This is a genomic window from Salipiger abyssi (genome assembly GCF_017311415.1).
Classification (GTDB): Bacteria; Pseudomonadota; Alphaproteobacteria; order Rhodobacterales; family Rhodobacteraceae; genus Salipiger; species Salipiger abyssi_A.
On record NZ_JAEKIS010000001.1, the window covers coordinates 88,750 to 114,327 of the forward strand.

Genomic DNA, 25,578 nt, shown 5'->3' on the forward strand with positions numbered 1-25,578 from the left:
TGAGCCGTAGCAAAGCTCATTTGGCGTGATTTCCGTTTCAAAGGAAGCTGGTTCCGTATTGTCGGACCTGAGACGAATGTGGACACCAATGCTCTACCGCTGGAGACCTGACGCTCCGCCATCGCGGCCGAACCCTGAAAGGCCCGCCTCGGCGATGCCCGCCGAACGCTTCGAGGTGGCGGCCGAAGACGGCTATCCGATCAAGGGCGGGATCTGGCACGCAGACACCGGTCCTGTCGTCGTGCTTCATGCCGCGACGGCGGTGCAGGCGCGCTATTACGCACGGTTCGCATCCTGGTTGTCCGGGCAGGGGGCGACGGTTCTGACCTTCGACTATCGCGGGATTGGTGAGTCCCGCTCCACGCCGGTGAAGGATGTGCAGGCGGGATGGGTCGATTGGGGCGTCCTCGATGCCGAGGCGGTGCTTGCCTATGCTGGCAGGCGCTGGCCGGATCGTGCGCTCTGCGCCGTGGGCCATTCAATCGGCGGCTTCGCTTTGGGGTTGGCGCGCAGCTCGGATCGCCTGGACCGGATCGTGACGGTTGGCGCGCAATTCGCCTACTGGCGCGATTACGATCGCCGTCAGCGGCGCGCGATGTATCTGAAATGGCATCTCTTCATGCCAGCCGTGACGCGGCTCTTCGGCTATTTTCCCGGGGCACGGCTTGGATGGCTCGAGGATGTGCCGCGCGGCGTGGTGCGCGACTGGAGCCGGATGGGGCCGCGGTTCGAGTCGAGTGTCTGCTCCGCTTTGGACCCAGCAGACCTTGCAGCGCGCCATGGCGCCACCCGGGCGCGGCTCCTGGCCATCGGGTTGACAGATGACCCGTTCTGCACCGAAGCTGCGGGGCAGCGATTGCTCGACTACTATTCCGGGGCGGATCGAACCCATCTGCGGATCTCGCCCTCGGATATCGCGGTGCCCGAGATCGGGCATTTCGCATTCTTCCACGCCCGTTTCGAACAGACGCTCTGGCCGCTTGCCGCCGCATGGTTGCTTTTCGGTCGACTGCCCAAGGATGTTCCGGGGCGGATCGTCTTTCCGACAGGCTGAATGCAGGTTTCTTTCCACTAGGATCAACATGAACGACCGACTTTTCGTCATTACCGGCGGCCCGGGATCGGGCAAGACGACGCTTCTGTCCGCACTGGCGCGGCATGGTCTCACAACAATGCCCGAAGCCGGTCGCGCGATCATTCAGGATCAGACCCGGATCGGCGGGACAGGGTGGCACGGTCAGGACCGGCAGCTTTTTGCAGAGCTCATGCTCGGCTGGGAGATGCGCTCGTGGCACGAGGCGCAGGGGACCGACGTTCCGGTGGTCTTCGATCGCGGCATTCCCGATGTGATCGGTTATCTTCAGCTCTATGTGGGAGAGGCGCCCGCACATGTTCACGCGGCGGCCGAGCTCTACCGGTATCGCCCGACGGTCTTTCTTGCGCCGCCCTGGCCCGAGATCTTCGGTCAGGATGCGCAGCGCGGGCAGGATTTCGACGAGGCGGTTGCGACGGCAGAGGCAATGGAGCAGGCCTATGCCATGGCGGGATATGACCTGCTGCCGCTGCCTTTGGCCACGGTTGAGGCGCGGGTCGATTTTGTTTTGGAGGTTTTGGAGCAGTCCATCTGATCAGGACGCGTCACCCAGATCCAGTTCGCCCCGCAGGACGATACAGGCGGCCCCGCCGATGGTGATCCGCAGCCCTTCGACTGTCGCTTCCCAGCCCGCGTGAACCAGTCCACGCCGACCCTTCTCGACCCCTTGCTCCGACAGGTAACCAGCCCGAGGCACCGCGTCGCGATGCGTGGCGATCCACGCAGCGATGGCACCATTGCCAGACCCACAAACAGGATCCTCGGCCACGCCCTCACCCGGAGCGAAGGTGCGTACACGCAGGCGCGGCGCGGCCTCGGACCCGCTGTCCGCAAAGACCGTGAGCCCTGCCGCGCCGAGCCCATGGCAGATCCGCTCGATCCGGCCGAGGTCGGGTCGCAGGCCAGCCAGTGCCTGGAGGTCGTGCAGCTCAAGCAGCAGCCATGGAACCCCCGTTGAGACGATCTGATGCGGGCTGTCCGCGAGCATGTCGAGCGGAAGGCAGATCGCCTCGGCAAGTTCAGCTTTGGTGACCGGCACATCGCGGAATTGGGGCGTCGCCTGCGTCATCGTGTAAAGGTCGTCTTCGACGCGGATTGGAACCAGTCCGATGCCGCATTCCTGCGTCAGGCTTTGGGGCATCCTGCTTTGCTCGCCGCAAAACGCATGGGCGGCGGCGATGGTCGGATGACCGGCGAAGGGCAGTTCGCGCACCGGGGTAAAAATGCGGGCGCGATAGTCCGCATCACCGGTCGGGCGAAGCAGGAATACGGTCTCGGAGAGGTTCATCTCGCGCGCGATGCGTTGCATGATCTCGGTGGACAAGTCGTCGGCGTCGAAGACCACTGCCGCCGGATTGCCCAGCAAGGGGCGGTCCGAAAAGGCATCGATCTGAAGCATGCGTTTCTTCATGGTCGCTAAGTCCTTGCTTTCAGCGCCCGTAGCGCGCCGTCAGTGTCACACTGCCGAGGCTGTGCGCGTGGATCATGTAGCCGGCGAGGGCGGGCATGGCGCTGGCGTCTAACCCCAGGCTCGGCACGTCGATGGCATAGACGGTGAACTCGTAGCGATGAGCGACTGCGCCCTCAGGCGGGCAGGGGCCGCCGTAGCCGGGTTGCCCGAAATCCGTCAGGGACTCGACCAGAGGGGCGGGCAGGTAGCCGGAGGCGCCCGCGAGCATCGCCCGTGTGTGCGCCGGAATATCCAGAACGATCCAGTGCCACCAACCGCTGCCGGTCGGGGCGTCCGGGTCGAAGACCGTAATCGCGAAGCTCTGCGTTCCCGCAGGCGGGTCATTCCAGACCAGGTGAGGGGATTGGTTGAGCCCCTCGCACCCCATGGTCGAATTCACCAATTCCATGCGGATCGTTTCACCCTCCCGCAGGTCGCGGCTGTCCAGATCGAACGCGTGAGCGACAACGGGAGCGGCGGCGAGCGCCATTGAGAACAGGGCAGTACGGCTTAGGTTCATCATCACGAATGTCTCTCCTCGACTTCCATGATTTGACGGTATTCCAATGTGTTAGATGCGGCGATTGAGAAGCTTTCAGGGGCTTGGTAGAAATGATCACCGAACCTTGTCCAGACCCAGGGCGCGACCTTGATGCAGAGCCATCCACGCCAGAGCGATGGCTTGCAGACCGGCGATCAGCACGATGAACGCCACATGGGCGGACGCAATGCTCCACCCAAGCCGAACCAAAGCCTCGATGCCTGCGCCGATGCCGCCCTGCATCAAGAAACCGGTGAGGACAGCGCCGAGATTGAGCATGGCGATAGCGCGGCCCGACACTGCGTCGGGTAGCAGCCGGACCAGAAGCGCGTAGGCAAGGATGGGACCCGCGGTGAACAGCCCGTAGCCAGCCCAGAGGATGGTCTGCAGGGACGCGCCCGCACCGGCAACCGCAAACTGGCACAGCACAAAGCCAAGCGTCAGGGCGAACGTCAGGCGGAACAGGTGCCGGTCGGTGCGGGCGATCCGATCGGCAAGCAGACCGAAGCCGAATTGCCCCACGATGACGGCAAGGGAGAGTGCCATCAGAATGCCCGCTGCCGCAGTCGACGGGAGGGCAATCGCGTCGCGCAGCCAGATCCCGGCCCAGAGCCCCTGATAGGCGACCCAGGCTCCCTGACAGAGGGCCGAAGCCGGTGCGATGGCGAGAAAGGCGGGGTGCGTGAGGACACCACGCAGTCCCTCCACAGCCGGTTCCGCGATCGCGGGTGCGGCCCGTTCCCTCGTCTGGGGCGGAACCACCGTGGCGATGATCAATGCAATGGTGGCAGTGACGCCGGCGAGACCCAGAAAAATTTCGCGCCAGCCGATTTGGCGTAGCAGCCATTCGGTCGGGCTGGTGGCCGCCAGGGAGCCAAGGCCGGCCGCTGCAATCGTGATGGCGTTTACCAGGGGCAGGCGCTCCCTCGGCCACCACAGGGTGTTCGCCTTGTAGGCGCCGGTCCAGCAAGCGGAAAGTCCGAGGCCGATCATGAAACGCGTCAGGACGAGCACGTGGGCTGTTTGTGCCCCGGCGAAGAGCGCGGATGCGACGACAGCCAGGAGGAGCGTAACCACCAGCACGCGTTTCGGCCCGAACTTGTCCAGGGCCTGGCCGACGAACAGCTGCGAGCCGGCCAGTGCGCCAAGGAAGGCGGAGGTCATCATGCCCATGGTCGCAGGCTCAAGCTGAAACTCGGCCGTGAGACGGGGCTCCAGAACAGCGTTCACATTTCGAAAGAGTTCGGAGAGCAGGTAGGCGAAGGTGAATGGCAGAGAGACGAAGACAATGCGGCGCAACGGGGACAATTGGGCTGAGTCAGTCATGCGCGTGGCCGGACCAGATGCAGCAGTCGTCCCTCAGGGAGTACACCCGCCCAAGGTCGTTGGTTTGCTCGGCACGATCCTGAATGGAGCCCGTTTCGCCAGATCGGTGAGGATAAGAGACGAAGCACAGAAATGTCAGCAGGATGGCCGTGACCCAAAGAAGTGCAAGTCGTTGAAGACCCGACAGGCCGGGAGTCGGTGTCTCGCCAGAGGCGGCGCTCAAGGATTTTCTGAGATCATTGATGTTCATGGCTTCTGGCATCCGCTCTTTGTCTCAAGTGCTAGCCGGGAGCCGCCTCCACGCCGATTGAGAAGGTCTCAACCGAGCGGGAGATTTTGTCCGGGGCGGGCTAGAGCCAATACATCGGATGGTGTGCTACATCCGCCGGGATGGCCGCATGGTCTTCGACCGGATACCGGTCGACGGCCGTATCAGGGGCGGACACGAGCAGGATGCGCAGATCTTCGGGCCCGTTGTTCTGCACTAAATGTCCCAGGCCCGGGGAGATTTCCAGGGCCTCTCCCGCCTTGGCCAAGAGGATACGGCCCGGAACCCTGATCGTCAGTTCCCCGGCAAGGACATAGAAGATCTGGCGGGAGACCCGATGATAATGTGGTGCTTCGGCACCGCCGGGCGGCAGGCGCTCTTCGCGCAGCGAAAGTTCGGGGCGATCGACCAGTCTCCAGCCGTCGCAGCCGTTACCCCAGGGGTAATGGTTTGCGTCGGTCGCGCGCAGGGGGCCCGTCATTCCTCGGACCCGTAATAGGCTTCGCCCAGAAACTGGACGCCCTCGCGAAACCGCATGTGTTCGCAGGCATGCCTGACCCGACCACCGGCTCGCGACACATAGAAAACCGTCACGGATTGCGCCTCTGCGTCTACGGCGGTTCCGCTCAGTTCGAAGTGAAGATCGGGCACGCGTGCCAGGGCGTCGGTCCAGTACTGCCGCAGGGCGTCCTTCCCAATGATCTGGGCGTCACCCGTCACCTGCTTGGCGAGAGGGCTGATGAAGACGGATTCTTCGGCGAACGGCGCGAGAACCGTCTCCACGTCATGTGCGTTCCAGGCAGCGATCCAATGCCTGGCATGGGTTTCAAGGTCAGTGCGGGAAAGTCTTGTCATTCTTCCGGTATCCTTCTCCGTCCGCTTTGGCGGTCGGGACTGACTGTCACGCGGCAGCATGGCGGCTCGCAATTGAGGAATTTTCCGGAGGTCCTGAGGATTTCGCGGCGACAATCCCGGAGAGGAATTCTCAATATCCGCTGAAGGATCCGAAATTCATGGCTTTGGGCACGGGGTGCATTCTCTGGGGAAGACACCGGAGGTGACCATGAACCCGCGATGCACGGCAAATCCAACGCGAGAGCGCGACAAAGATGGTCTCGCATCACGCGCGGCTCGGCTGCCGCGCCGTTTTCGGGCCTTTTACCGCTTGAGCGACGCGGAATTTATGTATCTGGGATTGGACCGCCAAAATCTGCCGATCTTCAATCCTGTTCAGGCCATTCGCCGAGAAGACCTGTTCTAGCGCGAAGTGGGCAGGTCTGGCGTGTCATGCAAGCAGATCAAGGTTTGCATCCCCGCCGCGACATGTTTGCGGCGATCTCCATCAACGCCCCATACATCGAGCTGACAGATGGTCAGTGTGCGACCATTCTTGATCACGCGGCCGACAGCCTCGAGATAATCTCCTTGCGCCGGGCTGATCAGGTTCAGTTTGAACTCGACCGTCAGGACTGAACTGCCTTCGGGGAAGAGGGTGAACCCAGCGTAACCGCCTGCGCTGTCGGCGATGGCCGATGTCCCGCCGGCATGGAAGTAGCTATGCTGTTGCGTGAGTTCTGGACGGAACGGTAGTCGCAGCGTGACAAGCCCCGCGCGCACATCCGCCATTTCGGCCCCGAGATGCGCCATAAGCCCCTGTCTTGCAAAGCTTTCGCGCGCTCTAATGATGACTTCCTCAGAAATTGGATCGCCGACCTGCATAGCTATTCCCCCACATCTTGGCCGGGGAAGTATGCATAAGGCATAGGTCTCGGCGCGTGAGGAATTCTCAGTCTCAACTGAATGTTAGGCGCCGGAGCAGAGCTTTGTGCTGCCCTGGGCTGCCTACGATTGGCGATTCAGGGCCGCCAAGAGTTCCATTGCCGTCACCGCTAGAGGCTCTGGCACGAAGGGCGGAGAGCGGTCGTTCGCGGTCCCTGGCGCGAACGGCTGGAATGGCCGCGTTCGGACGGTCCGGTGGTAAGCTGCCAATCAGCCTCTGGGCCACAATGCGATCTTTTCAGGTTCACCGACGGCTTCCCGAACACCGACATTGCGGGCATGCCCACTACGGCGGGATTGGGGCCTTCAGCTAGAGCCCGGTTTCGGGAGCGAGCTTGGGACGGCAGACACGCGTTTGCTTTCAAGATAGAGTTTAAGAAACTTGCCCAGAGCGCTAATTCCGGTCCGGCCGCTTGTTGGCGTGTTTGCTTGCCAAAGGATAGGTGCCGAAGTAGCAAAGCGGCGGGTGCTCACGGGAGGGGGAACATGAAACTTGTCCGCTTGCGGCTCAGCAACTTCAGATCGTTCTGTAAGGATTTCGAAGAACTGGATTTGGACGATCTGACATTTCTGCTCGGCCCGAACGGCGCCGGCAAGACGGCGGTGCTGCAAGCTCTGGCAAGACTGTTCAGTCTCGATCCTGCCCAGCGCAAGATCAGAAAGTCCGACTTTCACATCCCGCATGATGAGAAGCCTGACGAAGCGCCGGCGGAGCGCAAGCTCTGGATTGAGGCAGACTTCGAGTTTCCCGAGCTGGTAGGCAAGGGCAAAAAAAAGGCACCTGCGGTTCCCGGAAACTTCGCGCATATGCAACTGATGGGGGCCGATGGGCCAGCGCAGGTCCGGTTCCGGCTCGATGCTACGCTCGACCAGGATGAGGATATCGAAGAGAACCTCACCTATGTCATGAAGGTCGATGCTGAAGGGAACCCGCTGGAGCAAGGCCGGGTTGCAAAGCACGATCGAAATGCCATTCAGGTGCATTACTTGCCAGCTCGGCGCGATCCTGCGGACCATATCTCTTACTCGGCAAATGCGTTGCTGGGCCGCGCACTGCGTTCGGCGGACTGGGCGGGCGAACGCGACAAGATCTCCAATTTGACCGAGGAGATCAGTGCGACCCTTGCCAGCAATGCGGCCATTGAGGGCATGACGGACGCATTGTCGGATCAGTGGGGAAATCTGCATAAAGGCAGTTATTTCGCCGACCCATCGATTTCATTCGGTCGGAGCGAACTGGAAAACCTTCTGCGGCACCTGAGCGTCGGCTTCACCCCAGGCCACGGCGAGCAACTGGTCGATTTCACTCGCCTGAGCGACGGGCAGCAGTCGATTCTCTATCTCTCGATCGTGCTGGGTATGCACCAGATCGGCAGTGATGTGCTGAGTGGCAAGCTGCCGGATGCCTTTGATATCGACAAGCTGCGGCCGGCCGTCTTCACCCTGATCGCCTTGGAAGAGCCCGAGAACAGTCTATCGCCGCATTACCTGGGACGAGTCGTCCGAGCCCTCGAAGAATTCGCCGGGGGACAGGATGCGCAGGCGGTGCTCGCTACGCACTCCCCGTCGCTGATGCGCCGCGTTCCTCCGGAAGCCGTCAGATACATGCGGCTCGATGAAAAGCGCACTACCGTCGTGAGGCACATCGAGCTTCCCGAGGAGGCGGAGGCGCACAAGTTCGTTCGCGAGGCGGTCCAAGCCTTTCCCGAACTCTATTTTTCGCGCTTCGTCGTTCTCGGCGAGGGTGACAGTGAGGAAGTCGTGCTGCCGAGGCTTCTGGCGGCCGAGGGGATACTCGCTGACGACGCATCAATTTCGGTGGTGCCGCTCGGCGGCCGCCACGTCAATCACTTTTGGCGCCTCCTGCACGGCCTCGGCATCCCTCATGTCACGCTGCTCGATCTGGACCTCGCACGGCACCAGGGTGGGTGGGGGCGGGTAAAGTACGCAGCCAAGCAACTGCTGGCATATGGCGACGTCGCCAACACGGGATTCACGGTGGCCGATACGAATGCCATTCCTGCATGGGATAGCGACGACGGCCTGATGGTAGATGATCTTGGATGGATCGACCGTCTGGAGGAGCATCGTGTGTTCTACTCGTCGCCCCTCGATCTGGATTTCCTCATGCTCACCGCTTACCCGGACGCATATGACCTCGACGCGGACGAGCTTGAGACGCCTGATGAGGATGGCCTCAAGGCAGTGCTGGGCAAGAAACACGACGTTGTCGGCAATCAATATGAGGATGACGAACTCGAACACTTCGACGCTTATCACAGGCGGTTCAAGCTGGGCAGCAAGCCCGTGTGGCACATCCAGGCGATGGCCAGCCTGACGGACAAAGAACTGAAGGACGAGATGCCCGAAGTCCTCGAGCGGTTGCTCACGCGTGTCCGCGACGACCTAAAGGCGTTGCCGGAATGATGCGCGTTGATCGCTGGGTTCCGTCGGACAACCTCAAGCTCGAGCCGAATGCCCTCCTGGCGGCAACAGAGACCGAGAGAAACCTGACGCTGACCGCAGGGCCAGGAGCGGGCAAGACCGAAATGCTGGCGCAGCGGGCGGACTTTCTTCTCCGCACCGGCACGTGCCGCTACCCCAAGCGCATCCTCGCCATTTCGTTCAAGGTCGATGCGAGCCAGAATCTGAAGGCACGCGTCCGCAAGCGCTGCGGCCCCGAGCTGGCCGCGCGGCTCGACAGCCACACTTTTCACGCGTTCGGCAAGCGCATCATTGACCGCTTTCGGCTGGCGCTCACCGGGCGCGATGCCCTTGATGCGGACTACAGTGTAGGGCCGGCACGGGTCCAGGGACAGTCCATCACCTTTCAGGACATGGTGCCATTGGCAGTTACCATCCTCGAGACCAGCGCCATCGCCAGGAACGCCATAAGACAGACCTATAGTCACGTATTTCTGGACGAGTTCCAGGACTGCACGAAGGAGCAGTACGCGCTGATCAAAGCCTGCTTCCTCGACACAGGCGCGCAGCTCGTTGCCGTCGGCGACACCAAGCAGCGGATCATGGGCTGGGCGGGGGCGCTCGAAGGAATCTTCAAGACCTATGCCGCGGATTTCAACGCGGAAGCGCTGAACCTCTATCAGAACTTCCGCTCTGCGCCGCGACTTCGCCGAATGCAGAACGCGATGGTGCGGGTCATGGACGCGCCTGCTGCGCTTGATGACGATGAACTGCAGGGTGACGATGGTGAGATCGAGATCCATCACTTCAAGAACGCCAGTGAGGAGGCCTCACATCTAGCCAACACGATCAAGGGATGGATCGAGAATGACGGCCTGGACCCTTCCGACATCGCGGTGCTGGTGAGCAAGCAGCAGAACTTCTATTGTCAGGAGTTGCGAGCCGCGTTGCGGGACCGGAAGGTTCCGTTTCGCGACGAAGACCAGACGCAGGACTTCGCCTCCGAACCGGTTGTTCGTCTGCTCACCGATTTTCTTCTCGTGGTCTGGGGAGGCGCGCAACCGGAAGCTTTTCGCCGGCTGCTTGAAGCCATCGTCTACAATGAAGGTCTCGATGAAGAACAGGAATATCGAGCCCGCTCTCGATGGGACCGGTTCGTCGCGGACGTACGGGCAAGAGCGGCGGCGAGAAAGATCGAATATGCTGATCGCGATGCGCTCGCAGCGCTGGTGGCGGCGCTGATCGAACTGGTTGGCAGGGACGCTGTGGTCGCCCTCTCCGCAGACTATGCTCAGGGCAACAGGCTTGATGATTTGATCGAGGATACGGTGACCCGCATATCTCAGTTGACGCAGGATGGAACGGACGTCGGCTCGGCGCTGACGGCATTCTCGGCCGATCGCTCCGTCAGGATCATGTCGATTCACAAGAGCAAGGGGCTGGAGTTTCACACCGTCATCATGATGGGCGTCGAGGAAGAGACGTTCTGGGGGAAGATCTCCGAGGAACGACCGGCCTTCTTTGTCGGCATCTCCCGCGCCAAGCAGCGGCTGGCACTTACGATCTGCGAGCACCGGGATCGACCGGACGGGGCCAGGCGCTGGAGCACGGAGCGTTCGCCTCAACAGGAGTTTGTCGGTTATGCGGAGGTGTACGCCTAACCCATTCGATGAGCCTTGAGTCCGTCTTCGTGATCAGGCCGCCAAACGACAACAAGATCTTCAGCTCCCGAGGAGCGGCGGTGCACCCAGTGGAACTCGTCTGAGGTCATGTAGACAATCGCGCCCTTTCCGCTGAGATCAGCTCGAGATAGTCGAGAAATTGCCTCGTATAGCCAGCGTCAATGCTTGGCGTGGGCGAGAAATCGCTTTGCCACGCGAACGGCGGCAATGTGGGCTGTGACCACAGAATTTAAAGCCGTTCTCAAGGTCGGCTATGGGCCGGAGGCGTAGATATTCAAGCGTGCAGAATCCTCCTTGCCCTGAATAAGTTCCCACCGGGTTTCATACGGATTTTGGCAGACCGTTCCCACCCTGAACGGGGCAGGTCAGGTCACTCTATGTGCAGGCCTGATCAGGCGATGATGTCCGCGTCACCCGGCCTCAGCCGGACCCAAGCGAAAGCAGCGCGCGACGAAATTCCGGCTCGCTTAGCACCACCTCGCCCGCACCAAGCGCCTCGGCGTGGCTGAGGGCGCGGGCGGTTAGGGTCTGGGCGGTCTCGATGGCGCGGGGCAGGGCAAGGCCCCGCCCGATGCCCGCGACCACAAGCCCGGCGAAGAGATCGCCGGTGCCGGGCAGGGCGATCGGCAGGCGCTTGGTCGGGTGGCGGCTGAGACCTTCGGGGCCCAGGAGCACCGTCTCGAGTCGCCCGGGGCCGGTGTCGTCGAGTATGCAGCCGGTGGCGATCAGATGCGCTTCTGGCGCGATGTGCAGCGCCTCGCGCGCCGCCTGAAGATCGGCCAACGTGTGGATCTGCTGCCCGGTGAGCCAGGCGAGTTCTAATGGGTTCGGCGTGGCGATGTCGGCCATCGGCAGCAGCCGGTCGCGCATTACGCCGGCGATGGCTTCGGGTACATAGAGTCCGGGACCGGTGTCGCCCATCACCGGGTCGCAGATGTAGCGCAGGCGCGGGTTCGCGGCCTTCGCCTCGGCCACGAAATCCGCCACCATCTCGGCCACGTCGAGCGAGCCGATATAACCGGTAAGGATATAATCCGCCCGCTCGGGCAGGCCGCGTTCGCGCGCGCCTTGCAGCAGGTCGGAAAAGAACTCGGGCGGCAGGGTGCGGCCGCGCAGGGTCGGGTAGTCGGGTGTGTTCGAGAAGACCACCGTGGGGATCGCCGCCACCTCGAGGCCTGCCGCCTGCATCGGGAAGAGCGCCGCGGAATTGCCGACATGGCCTAAGACTACCTGGCTTTGGATCGAAATGAGGAAAGGGGGGCGTTTCATGCGGTGCCGTCCAGTCTTGCGCTCCAGTCCTCGACCCGGTGGCTTTCCAACCGCCGGACCGCATATTTGCGCCAGCCCTCAGCCAGGACATCGAGCGCGGCGATGCCTTCAAGTTCAACCAGGTTCATCCGGTCCACATAGAGAGCGTGCCAGAGCCGTCGCAAAGTCCAGTCCGGGGCCAGACGGCCGATCAGCTCCAGCCGGTCGCCGGGCGCGACTGTGCCGGTCTGGAGCACCCGATAATACCATCCAGTGCGTCCCGTCTGCTGCACGCGTCGCGCCATGTCGGCCACGCCGAAGCGGTGGTTGAGCTTCCAGCAGGGCTGGCGCCCCTGCGAGACCTGGATCAGCGCGCCGCCCAGCCGAAATGTATCGCCGACGGCGACCTCCTCTTCGGTGAGCCCGGCGGTCGAGATATTCTCGCCGAACCCGCCGGGAGCGGTCAGCGCCTGAAGGTCACCGAGTTCCGCGCGCCAGTCGCTGTAATGATCGAGCGGATAATGATGTACGGCCTTCTCGATGCCGCCATGCACCCGCCGGTCCGCCTGTTCGTCGCCTGCGAACCCCTCGGGGCCGAGCGTCAGCGGGCGGCTGACCGGCGTCTTGTCGATGCCGCTCAGCGTGTCGCTTCCGGGCAGGGGGGCGGCGCGGCCGGTCAGAAGGGTGACGGTACTCATGGCTCCAGCTCCCGCAGCCAGTGTCTGAACATGGCCTGACCGGCGGCGCGCAGCGCGGGGCCATGTACCTTGGCATCTTGCCGGAGGGCCTCGGGGGCAATCCCCGCCTGCGCCAGCTCTGCGCTATGGCCGATTAGCCAGCGTTCGAAATCCGGCAGCATCCCGGCCTCGGGGTGGAATTGCAGGCCGAGAATGTTGCGGCCCCGGGCGAATCCCTGTGTTTCGCAGGCGGGGGTCCCGGCTAGGCGCTCGGTTCCGGCGGGCAGCGCGAAGCCCTCGCCATGCCAGTGCAGCACCGGAATGTCCGCGAGGTGGACAAGCGGGCCGACCCGACCGGGCGCGGTCAGGGTCAGGGGCGCGAAGCCGATCTCCTTTTGGGCGAGCAGCGCGACACGGGCTCCGAGGGCCGCGGCCATGAGCTGTGCGCCGAGGCAAATGCCGAGGGTCGGGCGATCCGCCGCCAGCCTCATGGTTAGCCAGTCCCGCTCCTCTGTCATACAGGGAAAGGCGGCGCCGTCGTTCACGCCAATCGGCCCACCCAGCACCACGACCAGGTCCGGTTCCAGCGGATCGGGCAGTGGGTCCACAGCCGCCTCAATGTCTTGGAGCTGATAGCCGGCGTCTCTCAGAACCGGGGCAAAGGTCCCGAGATCTTCAAAGGCCAGGTGGCGCAGGATCAGGGCGGATTTCATCGTGGAAGCCTCTTGCGTTTTTCGCCTCTGTGGCAAAACGCTGGCCTATGCAAAAGTGCCAGTATTAATGATTGAGATAGGCCGGTTTTCGACATGCGCGAGCCTCTTTCCCTCGAGATGGAGCCGGGCCATGGCGGCCCGCTGTTCCTCGCCATTGCCGAGGCCATCACCCGTGACATCACCCGCGGGCGGCTGAAGCCCGGAGCGAGGCTGCCCGGCACGCGGGCACTGGCGCGCGAACTGGGGGTCCATCGCAACACGGTGGATGCGGCCTACCAGGAGCTGCTGACCCAGGGTTGGCTACAGGCAGAGCCCGCGCGGGGCACATACGTCGCGCAGGATCTGCCACAGGGGATGCTGGCCCGCAGGTCAGCGCCCGCGCCGATGGACCCGGTGGCGCCACGCGCGGGGCTCGCGTTTACCGACGGCGCGCCGGACCCCAAGCTGGTGCCCGACAAGGCGCTGGCCCGGGCCTTTCGCCGGGCGCTGCTGTCGCCGGCCTTCCGCGCCGGGGCCGATTACGGCGATGCGCGCGGAACGTCCTCACTGCGCGAGGCACTGGCGGCGTATCTCGCCACGGACCGGGGCGTGGTGGCGGACCCGTCGCGGCTGCTGATCGCGCGCGGCAGCCAGATGGCGCTATTCCTGGCCGTGCGGGCGGCGCTGTCTCCGGGCGAGGTCATCGCGGTGGAGGAGCCGGGCTATCCGCTCGCCTGGGAGGCGTTCCGCGCGGCGGGGGCAGAGGTGCGGGGCGTGCCGGTGGATGGCGGGGGCCTCAGGATCGACGCGCTGGAGCAGGCGCTGGCCGGCGACCCGCGCATCCGGGCGGTCTATGTCACGCCACATCACCAGTATCCGACCACGGTGACCATGGGCGCGGCGCGGCGGTTGAAACTGCTGGAGCTGGCGCAGCGCCATGGGGTCACGCTGATCGAGGACGATTACGACCACGAGTACCGCTTCGAGGGCCGCCCGGTGCTGCCGCTCGCCGCCCGCGCGCCCGAAGCCCTGCCGCTGATCTACGTGGGCTCGCTGTCGAAACTGCTCTCGCCGGGTATCCGGTTGGGCTATGCGCTGGCGCCCGAGCCGTTGTTGACCCGCATGGCCGAGGCGCGCGCCGCCATCGACCGGCAGGGCGACGCGCCGCTGGAGGCGGCGCTGGCGGAACTGGTCCGCGACGGCGATCTCGGCCGTCACGCCCGCAAGGCGCGGCGGGTCTACCGGGCGCGGCGGGATCTGCTGGCGGCGCTGCTGGGCGAACACCTCGCCGGGCGGGCGACATTCGATCTGCCCGCCGGAGGGTTGGCGCTGTGGCTGCACTGCGAGGGGAGGTCCGCCGAGGCCTGGGCCAAAGCCGCGGGGCAGGCGGGTCTGGCGCTGCTGCCGGGTACGCGCTTTGCGTTGGAGGGTCCGGCGCCGCAAGCCTTCCGGCTGGGCTATGCGGCGCTGGACGAAGGGCAGATCGCCCGGGCGGTTGAGATCCTCGCCCGGAGCGTTCCGGGCTGAGCCTATTCCGCCGCGACCCGGGGCCGGGCCTGCGCGGGGGCGATGTGTATGCCAAGCCGGGTCAGCAGATCCTGATCCTTCCACGCCGCCGGGTTGCCGGTGGTCAGCAACTGGTCGCCCACGAAGATCGAGTTCGCCCCGGCAAGAAAGCACAGCGCCTGCAGCTCGTCGCTCATCCCCGTGCGCCCTGCCGACAGGCGCACGACCGAGGCTGGCATCAGGATGCGGGCCAGCGCCACGATGCGCACCAGCGCGAAGGGATCGACGGCCTGGGCGCGCGCCTGCACCGGCACGCCCTCGATCTCGTTCCACAGGTTCACCGGCACGCTGTCGGGATGCGCGGGCAGCGTCGCCAGCGTCACCAGCATGGCGATGCGGTCCTCTTCGGCCTCGCCCATGCCCAAGATGCCGCCGCAGCAGACCCTGATGCCGCCCTTGCGGACCTGCTCGACCGTGTCGAGGCGGTCCTCCATCGTCCGGGTGGTGGCAATCTGGGCGTAGTATTCGGGCGAGGTGTCGATGTTGTGGTTGTAGAAATCCAGGCCCGCCGCCTTCAGCCGCGCGACCTGTTCGGGCGACAGCATCCCCAGCGTCATGCAGGTCTCGAGCTCCAGCTCGGCCACCCCCCGCACCATGTCGCAGAGCTTGTCCATGTCGCGGTCCTTGGGGCTGCGCCAGGCGGCTCCCATGCAGAACCTCTGAGCGCCGGAGGCCTTGGCGCGCTTGGCGGCGGCCAGAACCTCCTCGGTTCCCATCAGCTTGGTGGCCTTCACTCCGGTGTCGTGATGGGCGGATTGCGAGCAATAGCCGCAATCCTCAGGGCAGCCGCCGGTCTTGATGCTGAGCAGGCTCGCGGTTTCGATCGCGTTGGGGTCGAAATGCGCGCGGTGCAGGGTCTGGGCGCGGTGCATGAGATCGGCGAAGGGCAGGGCGTGGATCGCCCAGGCCTCCGCCATGGTCCAGTCGGTGCGGATCATGACGCGCGGGTCCGGAGGCGGGCGATGGCCGCGATGAGGCCCGAGGCCAAAGCCAGCTTGACCAGATCGCCGAGCAGGAAGGGCGTGAGACCCGCGGCCAGCAGACCCTGCGCCGGGACATAGTGCGCCAGCCAGGCGAGGCCGAGGGCATAGACCACGGCCAGGCCCGCCAGCATCGCCAGGAAGCGCCCGATCAACCCGCGCCGCTGCGCCAGCCAGCCGGTCAGGCCCGCGCCCAGCAGATAGCCCGCCAGATAGCCGCCGGTCGGCCCGACCATATAGGCCAGCCCGATGCCGCGTTCCGGGGTGCCGGAGAAGACCGGCAACCCCAGGGCGCCCGCCGCAAGATAGGCCGCCATTGCCGCAAAGCCGAGCCTCGGCCCGAGCGTGGCGGCGAGGAAGAACACCGCCAGGGTGTGCAGCGTCATCGGCACTGGCCAGAACGGGATCTGGATCTTGGCGCCCAGCGTGATCAGCGCCGCGCCGCCGAGCGCCAGCGCGAGCCTGCGTCCGAGCGCGGCGGGACGGGTCAGAGAGGGGGTGAGAAATGCCATGGGTCTGTCCTCCGAAGATAGGTATCGAGTCTATCTATAATTACGAAGGCTTTGCGTGGTGCTGGCAATTAGGTTTATAGATAATTATCCGGGAATCTCGTAAGTCTCTCGCAAATCGGCATTTTTCACGGCAGTCTTGCGCTTGCCGATCCAGCCGACATGGCGCGCGAGCGTGGCGCAGGCGAGGTCGGTCTGCCCCTTGCGCAGAGCGTCGAGAATGGCGCGGTGGTCGTGATCTGTGCGCGCCTCCCAGTCGCGCCGCCATGCGGCAAAGAGGAACCGGGCGCTGGCGGCCTGCAGGTCGTCGATCGTCCGCAGCAGACGCGGCATCCGGCAGGGGGACAGGATGAGCCGGTGAAAATGGCGGTTTGCTGCCTCCCAGTCACGGACGGTACTGGCACTGTCGCCGTGGCGCGTAACCTCTTCTGCTTCCTGTAGAATAGCGCGTGTCATATTGGGCGAGGCGTGGCGCAGGGCGAGGCTTTCGAGGCTGGAGCGCATCTCGGCCACCTCGCGCAGTTCGGCCACGTCGAATTCGGTGACGCGAAAGCCGCGCCTCGGTTCGCTCTCTGCCAGTCCCTGTGTCTGCAACTCGCGGAAGGCCTCGCGCACTGGGACATGGCTCGCGCCGAACTCGGCAGCGACATGGTCCTGCCGGAGGCGCGCGCCGGGCGGAATCTCGCCCGAGATGATACGGTCAGCAAGGACGCGGGCGATGCGGGCGGACTGGGTCTCTTCAGGGGCGTGTTTCATGAATTATAGATAATTCATACTGCACCGCCCGTCGACAGTTAAGGTGGGCTTTGCGGTTCATCTGTCATCGTCGCCTTCTTGTAGGACCTGGAAAGCCTCTGCAGGCTCAGGCAGCCTTTGGTTGCGATGTTGGGAAGTCGCAATTCGTAAAGATCAGCGGATCCGACACGTCTTCCTTCTTTCGGAGGTCGGCCGACACATCGGAAGGTCAGGATCGTCCGCCAGCCCCCGAGAACGTGCCAACTTGCTCTGACGTCGATATCTCTCCATGGGATGATCGCCTCGGGATCAATGGCGTTCATGAGGATGCCCTGCGCCGTGAATGTCAGTATCGGGCCTTTCCGTCGTCCGTACTTCCAATGCAAGAGGACCGGCGCAAACCCAAGTGGCGCGGCCAATGCCAGAAATGCCACCTGAGATGCCCTGCCATCGACGCCGGGCTCCTGACTGAGAGACATCGCCACCGCGAGAGCTGGAACGAGGAGGAGCCCGGCCATGAGCCAGAACCCGGCAAGCCGAAAATATGACAGCCAGATCACCAGATCAGGCATCGAATGCGCTTGGCGTGCCTTGTCCACATTCAAAGCCAGAACATGAGGCACGTTGCCGATGCGAGCGCCGCGAGGGTTCGATTTGCGCGCCTGAGGCTGGTCGGGCTCGACAGGTGGCGCCGCAGGGCGGATCCCATGGCAGACCAAACGGCCATGCATGGGGTGCCGATCAATGCGAAGGCGAAGCAAATAATTAGCAATTGGGGAAGAACCGCCTTTTCGGGCTGCAGAAATGCCGACACGGCGGTGAGCGCGATCAGCCAAGATTTCGGATTGATGAACTGGAACAGCATCGCCTGAGAAAACGAGATCGGGGTGGCATTAGGTGATTGCGCCAGCGCATCGGCTTTCCACAGCTTCAGGGCGAGCCAGAGCAGATAGAACGTCCCAGCCACCTTGAGTGCCAATTGGATACTGGGAAACTGTGCGAAAAGGCTGCTGAGACCGGCGGCCACGAGCAGGATCTGGGAGATCACACCGGTCGGAATGCCAACGATCTGCGGTATGGTGCTCCGAAAGCCAAACACCAGCCCCGCGTTGGCGAGAAGCATGTTGTTTGGCCCCGGGGTGATCGACATGACAAAGGCGTAGAGCGCCAGGGCTCCTATAGTGGTAAACTCCATTTGCGACCTTCCCAGTTCACACGAATACATGCTCCGCGTTCTGGACGGGCAGGGCGATTGAGAGCTTCTCAACTCGGCATGAGCAGAATCCACGCTTGTCACGTGCCGGAACGCGAGGGACGCGGTCTCATTGGGTGGCGCTACCGCGGTTCATTCGCTTAGAAGGAGCCGAAAGGTCCGAATTCGAGGTGCGGGCTGAGCTCGCGCCCGCCCGGAAGCGAACTAGAATGACCAGCAAGCCACCCCCGTTGAGCAGAGTAGAAGACCGATTTGAGGTTTCTCGGGAACAGCTCTTCGAAGAGGTTTGGGAAACGCCGATCCTTCATTTGGCCGAGAAGTATGCCGTCTCAGGGTCGTACCTGGCTCGAGTGTGCACGGTGCTGCGCGTTCCCAGGCCCCCGGTTGGATACTGGCAAAAGAAGGCTGTTGGCAGGGCTCCCCGCCGACCGGAACTACCCGAGGCCCAGCCCGGAGATCAACAGGTCTGGAGCAAGGACAGGCCTCTCGCACGTCCCGCGAGAGAAGAGCGCGGTGAAGAGCGGCAGAAAGCTGGCCGGGGTGCGGCAAGGCCCGCAGTGAATGCCCTGCTGCGTGGGACGAAGAGCCAGTTTCTCAAGACCCGCAAGATTGATGCCAACGAATTCTTGCGCCCGTACAAACAACTCCTTCCTGACATCGTTACATCCGCCGCGTCTCTGGAACGAGCGCTCGACCTCGCCAATGGTCTCTATCTGGCGTTTGGAAAGAAGGGGTATCCCGTGCGGTTCGCCCCTCCGGATCAGAAGTTGCAGCGCGCAAAGATCGAAGAGCGGGAGACCGTCCGCCATGACCGGAAGTATGGTCAGTATGGGCATGGTACCATCTGGTCGCCGCTCCGACCCACAATTGCGTACCTGGGCGCCATCCCGATCGGGCTGGTTCTGACGGAGATGACCGAGCGAGCGACTATGCGTTACCAAAATGGGAAGTACGTTCGTGAAAGCACTCTCGATCGACGACAGGGGCGGTCGATTTTGCCATCACACAGTTGGACGACAGAACAGGACCTGCCGTGCGGACGCTTTCGCTTGGTCGCCTATTCTCCGCACCCCGGAGTAGAGTGGCAGCTTTCATGGCAGGAGACCAGTAAGCGCTCCCTTGATAGGGCGTTCGGCGAAGTGATCCGCAAGCTTGAAGGCTCGGTCGAAGAATTGAAGGCTCTCATGGACGCGGCCGATGACGAGGCTGCCCGGAAGAAAAGGGAACAGGAGCTTCAATGGGAGCGCTGGCGGAGGGAAGAGGATAAGCGCAGTGAGGCGAAGGCCCGCACCGAGAGCCTTCAACAGCTTTCGGATATCATGGCGGATTGGACCAAGGCGCTCTCCGTCGAGATGTTTTTCGTCGAGGCCGAAAAGCGTATGCAGATGGTGGACGGAGAGCGGCGCGTGCATCTGGAGTCCCGGCTGCGTTTGGCGCGTTCGATGCTGGGCGATCTCGATCCGCTATCATTCATCGAGCAGTGGGTTTCGCCAGAGGAGCGCTACCAGCGAAAGTTCATGGATGAATAGGGCATCAATCGTGGGGGGGCATACCGACGATTTGCATCCATCGCGCGGCTCTTCGAAATGGAAGCGCACCGCGCCTGGCGCCAAGCTCAGTCCTCTGCAGAAAGCTTGATGTTTCCGTCCCGACCGACCTCAGCAAAGGTGCGTTGCGTCCCGCAGGAAGCGGGCAAGATTAGAAAATCTCATTCTCTCGGCAAGAGACGTCAGTTGTGCGAACAAGGCCGTAGTGCATGTCTGATGCTATGCAAACAGGCCGTGTCCGTTCCGAACATCTATCCGCCGCTCTGATCCGCCTTCTGGCAGTTGGTGCCGGCGCGGCCGTCGCCAACAGCTATTATAATCAGGCTTTCCTCGGCCATCTGACAGCCGATTTCGGGCTGACGGCTGGCACCGCCGCCATCGTGCCCGTGCTGACGCAGGCGGGCAACGCGCTTGGGGTGCTCTTCCTCGCACCACTCGGGGACCGCCTCGAGCGTAAGTCGCTTATCCTCGTGACCATCGCCGCCCTCGTGGCGGCGCTGATCGGTGCGGCTGTCTCGCCCGGCTTCGTGTGGCTCGCTGTTGCTAGTTTCGCGGTCGGCCTGTTCGCCACGGTCGCCCAGCAGATCGTGCCGCTCGCCGTGCATCTGGCTCCGCCCGACAAGCAAGGTCGTGTACTCGGCACGGTAACAGGTGGCATCCTGATCGGTATTCTGCTTGCCCGCACGGTCAGCGGCATAGTCTCGGACCTTTGGGGATGGCCTTACGTGTTCTGGCTGGCCGCGGTCGTGATGAGCATTGTTGGCGCGGCGCTGGCGCGTTGGCTTCCGCGTGCGATGCCGACGACCGAATTGAGCTATCTGCATCTGCTTGGCTCTCTTTGGACGTTGGTACGCAAGTATAGCGTTCTCCGGCCCGTGGTCGCGGCGCAATTCCTGATCTTTGCGGCCTTCATCGGTTTTTGGTCGAACCTCGCGCTTCTGATGGCTGAGCCGCAGTATGAACTCGGAGGAACGGCTGTGGGTCTTCTGGCGCTAGTTGGTGTCGTCGGCGCGCTTGCCGCGCCTATCGCAGGCGGTTTCTCAGACAGGCGTGGGCCCGCCATGGTTGCGTCGATGGGCGCAGGGCTCGTGATACTGGCCTTCCTCATTTTCGGGCTCTGGCAAGGTTCCATTATTGGGTTGGTCGCCGGCATCGTGATCATGGATCTCGCTGTGCAATCCTCCCAGGTTGCCAACCAGTCGCGCGTCTATGCACTTGATCCGAACGCGCGCAGCCGGCTTAACACCATATTCATGGCAACCATGCTCGCTGGTGGCGCGGTCGGGGCCGGCATTGGTGGCGCTGCATACGCCGAGTGGGGCTGGAGCGGCACATGCGCCTTCGGCACGATCTCGGCCACCTTGGCGCTGCTGTTGTTGCGGAAGTCCTAACTCGAGGCGATGCATAAATGATCGCCTCGACCAACGCGGCAGCCGGGCGTATGCCCAGAGGGCCCATGGGTCATGTACCCAACTCGTCGCGCGCTGTTGCCACCCCGTCGAGGAATTGGTCGAGAGAGCGTTTTCTGGCAGACCGATCAAATGCGTAGGCCGGTTGTTTGAATTGGTTGCCAGTCAGAAGCCCTGAGATGTAGCCTGCGACGGTATCGGCGGCCATGACGAGGCTGCTGTCGAGGGTATGCACATACTTGCTAGTCACCGAACCCTTCGAGTGCCCGAGGAGGGCCGCGATGGTGATTTCGCTGAAGCCAAGCTCGTGGGCTATGCTTGCGAAGCTGTGACGCAAGACATGTGCGGTGATATCCGAAAGTTCGGTGTTCTCGAACAACTGACGCCATCGTTTTGGAAAATTCCCGAAAGCGTTGTTGCCGCGCACACCTGGGAACACGAAGGGCCCTTCCTTCCTCAAGCTCTGCGTTTCCAGGAACTCGACAACCGCCAATCCTATCGGTCGTGTGGACGCACCTTCCTTTGTCTCTGATAGCCGCAGACAGCTGTTGGGAAGATCGACATCGGACCAGCGGAGTTCGATGATCTCGCTGCGCCGGCAGCCCGTGAGGGCGATCTGGCGAACGATGCTGACCATGGTGGCGAGGTTTTCATCCCGCTCGGCCTTGTCCAGAATTTCCCCCATCAACTGATACTCGCTGTGCGTCAGACGCCGGTCGCGAACGCGATCTTTGGGCTTCTTGATGCCGTGCGCGACGTTCTTGTCGACGATGCCTGCCTCCGACGCATAGGTTAGGATACCGCCCAGTAAACCGACCGCACGGGTTGCTGTGCCCTGGCCACCCCGCAAGATCGTCTTGCCCCTTAGCTTCTGGGTCTTTCGTGTGGCACGGGTCTTCCCGAGGATAATGTCATTCATCATCTTCGTAACATCCGCTTTGGTCAGATCGCGTACCCGCTTCTTGCCGATTAGCGGGATGATATGCCCATTGATCCGCCCAATATCGGTGGTGACCGTTGTTGGCCTCTTGGGTTGTCCTCGTTTCCCCAAGATCAGACCTGCGTGCAGGTCTTCTATGTAGCGCTCGCAGAGCTGTTGCACGGTCATGGCCTGTCGGTCGTCGTGGCGCTCTTCGGCCGGATCATCGCCCTGTGCGACGCGCCCAAGCTGGACCTTGGCCTCTCGTCTGGCTGTTTCGGCAGTCCAGATACCGTGGAGGCCAATTGTATAGCGGCGCGACCGTCCGTCACGGCGATACTGGATCACGTAGCTGCGCTTCCCAGAAGCGAAAACACGCAGCCCGAAGCCAGACAGATCGCTGTCCCAGACAACGTAGTCCTTCTTCTGGCTCTTAACGCTTTCAACCAACCGTTTTGTGATCTTTGGCATCGTCAACCTCATCATCTGAGCAACTGAGCCGCGTAAGCACCACGTAAGCAGTCGGGGGGAAGCTACGGAGTAGTTGCGGCTATCGGTTTCGACGACGAGCGAGCTTAAACACAAGCGATTTTAAGATGTTAGCGTGCCGTGGCGTGCTGCGTCGCGCATTTCGGATAGGCCACGATTAATTGCTCCGAAGGCAGAGGCCATAGGTTCGAATCCTATCGGGTGCGCCATTTCTAGATACGCGCTGAAAGGTCCCTCGTTCCCTTGATCGGACGTGTCCTTTCGGGCTTCGGATGTCGTCTTGGCAACGCGCAAAATAGCCCGGGTGCGGTCAGGACATCCAGATCTCCTCGTACCCTTTCGCCTTGAAGTGATCGGAGAGGAATTCGATGAACAGCCGGGTCTTGGCCGGCATGTGGCGGCGGGCCGGGAAAGCCATGTTGATGGTGAGCTGCGGCAGATCCCAGTCGTCGAGCACACGCACCAGACGGCCCGCCTCCAGATCCTTTTGAACGATGTAGGAGGGCTGCGCGATGATCCCCATACCGTCGCGGGCGGCGGCCATCAGAAGCTGGCCCTCGTTGCTGGTCAGGACTGGCGTCACGTTGATCGTCGTGCGCGATTTGCCCTTGTGCATATGCAGCCGCAATGGGTCGTCCGCCAGCATGTAGACCAGCAACCGGTGGCGTTCGAGATCCTCCGGGTGGCGCGGCATGCCCATCTCGCCGATATAATCCGGCGAGGCGACGAGGCGACGGCGGGTCTTGGCCAGCTTGCGCATGGTGATCGAGCTGTCCTCCTCGACCCGCCGGGTGCGGATCGCGAGATCGACCCCGGTCTCGATAATGTCGTGATAGCGGTTGGAGGCCGTCACATCGACCTGGATACGCGGGTATTTCCGGGTGAACTTCGGGATCAGCGGCATCAGGTGCAGCAGCGAGAACGAGGTCGACGCCGTCAGCTTCAGCGTGCCCGAGGGCGAATGCGACACGCTGCCGATCAGCGCCTCGGCGTCCTGAAGCTCGGCGAGGATCGACCTGCCGTAAGAACAGAAGAGCTCGCCCTCTTCCGTGAAAGAGATGCGCCGCGTGGTGCGGTTGACCAGCCGCACGCCCAGCCGCTCCTCCAGCGAGGCGAGATAGCGGCTGGTGGCCGAGACCGACTGGCCCAGCACCTCCGCCGCCTTGCTGATGCTGCCCTGCTCGACGATCTGTACGAGCACCTCGATCTCGGTGAACCTGTCCATGTCCCCCCGCCTTTCGCTATGAGCGCCGTCTTTGATCAATACGGGCGCAACCTATGGCACTTCAGTTCATTATTGTGATTTTCGCAATTATCTTTCCTTGCGGGGTCGATTTCTTTCGGAACCCGGAAAGGTAGGATGATCCGGCGATCTGTTGGAGGAGCAGGTGTAGAGCTTGCCGGTCATAGCGGCGGCGCACCGGAAGGAAGATCATGATCAAGCATATCGTCATGTGGAACATGTCGGGGGAGACGGCGGCCGAGCGCGACGCGGCGGCGCAGATCGTCAAGGAGAAATTCGAGGGTCTGCGCGACGCCGTGCCCGGGTTGATCGAGCTCGAGATCGGTATCGATGAGAGCCAGGTGGGCTATGCCTGTGACGTGGTGCTCTATTCCGTGTTCCGGTCGCGCGAGGCCCTGGCCGCCTATGCCAGCCACCCGCTGCACCTCAAGGTGCGCGAGGAGCTGGGGAATATGCGGATCGCCCGCTACCAGGTGGATTACGTTCCCGGCGGCGCGCTCTGAGCGCCCCCGGCAGGCGGGCGCCCGCCGGGGGCCGGTCTCGTCAGTGCCGGGACGGCGGGCGGCCATGGAAGGCATCCCCGAGCAGCAGCGTCAGCGCCTCGCGTTCCAGCGGACGGGGATTCCAGTAGGGATCCCTGAGGCTCAGCTCGACCACATGCTCGATCCCGTCCTCCGGCATGCCAAGCGCCTGTAGCCCCTCGGGCGCCCCGATCTCGCGCCCGATCGCGTAAAGCCGCCCGGCGGGATCGTCGGTCTTCAGCGCGGCGCGCAGCCGCTCCATCGCCTCGGGAATGGCGGGCGCCGTATAGGCCAGCGCATGGGGCAGGATGATGGCATGGGTGGCCGCATGCGGCGTGTCATAGGCGCCGCCGATGGCGTGGCAGAGCTTGTGGTGCAGCGCCATGCCGACCGTGCCGAGGCAGGTGCCGCAGAGCCAAGCCCCGTAGAGCGCATCCGAGCGCGCCTCGCGGTCGCCGCCATCCTGCGCGATGCGCGGCAGGGCGTCGGTCAGCGCGCGCACCCCTTCGGCGGCGATCAGCGAGGTGATCGGATTGGCCTCCCTGCAATAGAGCGCCTCGACCGCGTGGGCGACGGCGTTCATCCCGCTCAGCCCCGACATCTCGGCCGGCAGGCTCATGGTCAGCTCGACATCGTAGAGCACGGTTTCCGGCAGCACCTTTTCGCTGCGCAGGGTGCGTTTCACCCCGTCGGTGGTCTCTCCCAGGATCGGCGTCATCTCGGAGCCGGCATAGGTGGTGGGGATGACGATCTGCGCCAGGTTGGTGCGCAACGCCAGCGCCTTGCCCAGCCCGATGGTCGACCCGCCGCCGAGCGATACGATGCCGTCCGCGCCCAGCGATTTCAGCGATTTCAGCGCCTGTTCGGTGACTTCTGCCGGCGTATGCATGCGGGCGTCGCTGAAGATCCCGGCGCTGAGATCGCCGAGGCTCTTGGCGACGGCGCCGACCTGCTCGGCCTGCTGCGGGGTCGAGAGCAGCAGCACGCGGGTCATGCCGGCGTTGCGGATCTCGTCGGCCAGTTTGTCGAGCGTGCCGAAGCCGAACAGGATGCGCCCGGGATTCGCGGTGTAGGTGAAATTGTGCATGGGTTCCTCCCCGATCTCGCGCCGGACTCCTGCGGGATATCCGGGGGCGAGCGTTGCGTTGAACAGCCGGAATCTTGGCAGTTGCGCGGGGCTCTTGGAACGCCGGGAGGGTGGGAAACATCTTTGCGGATTTGGCAAATATCCTGCGGTTCGAGGGTGTTCAGGGGGCGCGGGACTGCC

The 25,578-nt window shown here is 63.2% G+C and carries 27 protein-coding genes; 9 read left to right on the top strand and 18 right to left on the bottom strand.

What is annotated here, in order from left to right; translation table 11 throughout:
* Window positions 1-76: 76 nt before the first annotated feature.
* Both I6N89_RS00490 and I6N89_RS00495 read left to right on the top strand, forming a co-directional pair.
* Window positions 77-1,054, top strand: coding sequence for an alpha/beta fold hydrolase (locus tag I6N89_RS00490; RefSeq protein ID WP_076624983.1), 978 nt, complete (start codon window positions 77-79; stop codon window positions 1,052-1,054).
* 28 nt (window positions 1,055-1,082) lie between these two features.
* Complete coding sequence (locus tag I6N89_RS00495; protein ID WP_076624982.1) at window positions 1,083-1,628, top strand: AAA family ATPase; 546 nt, start codon at window positions 1,083-1,085, stop codon at window positions 1,626-1,628.
* Here I6N89_RS00495 and I6N89_RS00500 read toward each other — a convergent pair whose 3' ends face one another.
* The 6 genes from I6N89_RS00500 to I6N89_RS00525 all read right to left on the bottom strand — a co-directional run bounded on the left by I6N89_RS00500 (window position 1,629) and on the right by I6N89_RS00525 (window position 5,533).
* Window positions 1,629-2,504: a PhzF family phenazine biosynthesis protein gene (locus I6N89_RS00500; protein ID WP_207016286.1), complete on the bottom strand. Its 876-nt coding sequence runs from the start codon at window positions 2,502-2,504 to the stop codon at window positions 1,629-1,631.
* Window positions 2,505-2,523: 19 nt separating this feature from the next.
* A complete protein-coding gene (locus I6N89_RS00505; protein ID WP_229743350.1) occupies window positions 2,524-3,066 on the bottom strand; it encodes a YbhB/YbcL family Raf kinase inhibitor-like protein in 543 nt (180 codons plus the stop codon).
* 93 nt (window positions 3,067-3,159) lie between these two features.
* Complete coding sequence (locus I6N89_RS00510) at window positions 3,160-4,410, bottom strand: MFS transporter (RefSeq protein ID WP_207016287.1); 1,251 nt, start codon at window positions 4,408-4,410, stop codon at window positions 3,160-3,162.
* Window positions 4,403-4,660 carry a hypothetical protein gene (locus I6N89_RS00515; RefSeq protein WP_152988310.1) on the bottom strand — a complete coding sequence of 86 codons (258 nt, stop codon included), beginning with the start codon at window positions 4,658-4,660 and terminating at the stop codon, window positions 4,403-4,405. The genes I6N89_RS00510 and I6N89_RS00515 overlap by 8 nt, the downstream gene beginning before the upstream one ends.
* Window positions 4,661-4,760: 100 nt before the next feature.
* On the bottom strand, window positions 4,761-5,159 hold the full coding sequence (locus I6N89_RS00520) for a cupin domain-containing protein (RefSeq protein WP_207016288.1): 399 nt from the start codon (window positions 5,157-5,159) through the stop codon (window positions 4,761-4,763).
* Window positions 5,156-5,533 (bottom strand): nuclear transport factor 2 family protein, encoded by a 378-nt coding sequence (locus I6N89_RS00525; protein WP_207016289.1) that lies wholly within the window; start codon window positions 5,531-5,533, stop codon window positions 5,156-5,158. Before I6N89_RS00525 ends, I6N89_RS00520 begins: the two co-directional genes overlap by 4 nt.
* A gap of 202 nt (window positions 5,534-5,735) precedes the next feature.
* On the opposite strand from I6N89_RS00525, the gene I6N89_RS00530 reads away from it, so the two are divergent.
* Window positions 5,736-5,939, top strand: a complete 204-nt coding sequence (locus tag I6N89_RS00530) for a hypothetical protein (protein ID WP_207016290.1) — start codon at window positions 5,736-5,738, stop codon at window positions 5,937-5,939.
* Here I6N89_RS00530 and I6N89_RS00535 read toward each other — a convergent pair.
* Window positions 5,936-6,397 carry a PaaI family thioesterase gene (locus tag I6N89_RS00535; protein ID WP_076624977.1) on the bottom strand — a complete coding sequence of 154 codons (462 nt, stop codon included), beginning with the start codon at window positions 6,395-6,397 and terminating at the stop codon, window positions 5,936-5,938. The genes I6N89_RS00530 and I6N89_RS00535 overlap by 4 nt on opposite strands.
* Before the next feature lie 546 nt (window positions 6,398-6,943).
* Between I6N89_RS00535 and I6N89_RS00540 the strand changes: the two genes are divergently transcribed.
* Entirely contained in the window at window positions 6,944-8,884 is a 1,941-nt protein-coding gene (locus tag I6N89_RS00540) for an ATP-dependent nuclease (RefSeq protein ID WP_076624976.1), read from the top strand.
* The gene (locus tag I6N89_RS00545; RefSeq protein WP_076624975.1) at window positions 8,881-10,542 is read left to right on the top strand and encodes a UvrD-helicase domain-containing protein; all 1,662 of its coding nucleotides are present in this window, start codon (window positions 8,881-8,883) and stop codon (window positions 10,540-10,542) included. The genes I6N89_RS00540 and I6N89_RS00545 overlap by 4 nt, the downstream gene beginning before the upstream one ends.
* Before the next feature lie 441 nt (window positions 10,543-10,983).
* Here the strand turns inward: I6N89_RS00545 and pdxY are convergent, their stop codons facing one another.
* From pdxY to I6N89_RS00560, 3 genes are read right to left on the bottom strand one after another with little or no spacing between them, the layout of a single operon-like run.
* The gene (gene pdxY, locus I6N89_RS00550; protein ID WP_207016291.1) at window positions 10,984-11,832 is read right to left on the bottom strand and encodes a pyridoxal kinase; all 849 of its coding nucleotides are present in this window, start codon (window positions 11,830-11,832) and stop codon (window positions 10,984-10,986) included.
* Window positions 11,829-12,509 carry an MOSC domain-containing protein gene (locus I6N89_RS00555; RefSeq protein WP_207016292.1) on the bottom strand — a complete coding sequence of 227 codons (681 nt, stop codon included), beginning with the start codon at window positions 12,507-12,509 and terminating at the stop codon, window positions 11,829-11,831. The genes pdxY and I6N89_RS00555 overlap by 4 nt, the downstream gene beginning before the upstream one ends.
* The gene (locus I6N89_RS00560; RefSeq protein ID WP_207016293.1) at window positions 12,506-13,201 is read right to left on the bottom strand and encodes a glutamine amidotransferase; all 696 of its coding nucleotides are present in this window, start codon (window positions 13,199-13,201) and stop codon (window positions 12,506-12,508) included. Before I6N89_RS00560 ends, I6N89_RS00555 begins: the two co-directional genes overlap by 4 nt.
* Before the next feature lie 93 nt (window positions 13,202-13,294).
* On the opposite strand from I6N89_RS00560, the gene I6N89_RS00565 reads away from it, so the two are divergent.
* Window positions 13,295-14,707 (top strand): PLP-dependent aminotransferase family protein, encoded by a 1,413-nt coding sequence (locus tag I6N89_RS00565; protein ID WP_207016294.1) that lies wholly within the window; start codon window positions 13,295-13,297, stop codon window positions 14,705-14,707.
* Window positions 14,708-14,709: 2 nt separating this feature from the next.
* Here the strand turns inward: I6N89_RS00565 and bioB are convergent, their stop codons facing one another.
* The 5 genes from bioB to I6N89_RS00590 all read right to left on the bottom strand — a co-directional run bounded on the left by bioB (window position 14,710) and on the right by I6N89_RS00590 (window position 18,165).
* Window positions 14,710-15,684 carry a biotin synthase BioB gene (gene bioB, locus I6N89_RS00570; RefSeq protein ID WP_207016295.1) on the bottom strand — a complete coding sequence of 325 codons (975 nt, stop codon included), beginning with the start codon at window positions 15,682-15,684 and terminating at the stop codon, window positions 14,710-14,712.
* Complete coding sequence (locus I6N89_RS00575; protein WP_011747751.1) at window positions 15,681-16,238, bottom strand: biotin transporter BioY; 558 nt, start codon at window positions 16,236-16,238, stop codon at window positions 15,681-15,683. Before I6N89_RS00575 ends, bioB begins: the two co-directional genes overlap by 4 nt.
* Window positions 16,239-16,322: 84 nt before the next feature.
* Window positions 16,323-16,991 carry a GntR family transcriptional regulator gene (locus tag I6N89_RS00580; protein WP_076624970.1) on the bottom strand — a complete coding sequence of 223 codons (669 nt, stop codon included), beginning with the start codon at window positions 16,989-16,991 and terminating at the stop codon, window positions 16,323-16,325.
* 38 nt (window positions 16,992-17,029) lie between these two features.
* A complete protein-coding gene (locus I6N89_RS00585) occupies window positions 17,030-17,542 on the bottom strand; it encodes a hypothetical protein (RefSeq protein WP_207016296.1) in 513 nt (170 codons plus the stop codon).
* A 29-nt stretch (window positions 17,543-17,571) separates the two neighbouring features.
* A complete protein-coding gene (locus tag I6N89_RS00590; protein ID WP_076624969.1) occupies window positions 17,572-18,165 on the bottom strand; it encodes a LysE family translocator in 594 nt (197 codons plus the stop codon).
* 227 nt (window positions 18,166-18,392) lie between these two features.
* On the opposite strand from I6N89_RS00590, the gene I6N89_RS00595 reads away from it, so the two are divergent.
* Complete coding sequence (locus tag I6N89_RS00595; protein WP_207016297.1) at window positions 18,393-19,712, top strand: hypothetical protein; 1,320 nt, start codon at window positions 18,393-18,395, stop codon at window positions 19,710-19,712.
* A 227-nt stretch (window positions 19,713-19,939) separates the two neighbouring features.
* On the top strand, window positions 19,940-21,121 hold the full coding sequence (locus I6N89_RS00600; protein WP_207016298.1) for an MFS transporter: 1,182 nt from the start codon (window positions 19,940-19,942) through the stop codon (window positions 21,119-21,121).
* A 70-nt stretch (window positions 21,122-21,191) separates the two neighbouring features.
* Here I6N89_RS00600 and I6N89_RS00605 read toward each other — a convergent pair whose 3' ends face one another.
* Entirely contained in the window at window positions 21,192-22,529 is a 1,338-nt protein-coding gene (locus tag I6N89_RS00605; protein ID WP_207016299.1) for a tyrosine-type recombinase/integrase, read from the bottom strand.
* 328 nt (window positions 22,530-22,857) lie between these two features.
* Entirely contained in the window at window positions 22,858-23,772 is a 915-nt protein-coding gene (locus tag I6N89_RS00610; RefSeq protein ID WP_207016300.1) for a LysR family transcriptional regulator, read from the bottom strand.
* Window positions 23,773-23,981: 209 nt separating this feature from the next.
* On the opposite strand from I6N89_RS00610, the gene I6N89_RS00615 reads away from it, so the two are divergent.
* Window positions 23,982-24,293 carry a Dabb family protein gene (locus I6N89_RS00615; RefSeq protein ID WP_076695770.1) on the top strand — a complete coding sequence of 104 codons (312 nt, stop codon included), beginning with the start codon at window positions 23,982-23,984 and terminating at the stop codon, window positions 24,291-24,293.
* Between the two features lie 40 nt (window positions 24,294-24,333).
* Here I6N89_RS00615 and I6N89_RS00620 read toward each other — a convergent pair whose 3' ends face one another.
* On the bottom strand, window positions 24,334-25,398 hold the full coding sequence (locus I6N89_RS00620) for a maleylacetate reductase (RefSeq protein WP_207016301.1): 1,065 nt from the start codon (window positions 25,396-25,398) through the stop codon (window positions 24,334-24,336).
* Window positions 25,399-25,578: the final 180 nt, after the last annotated feature.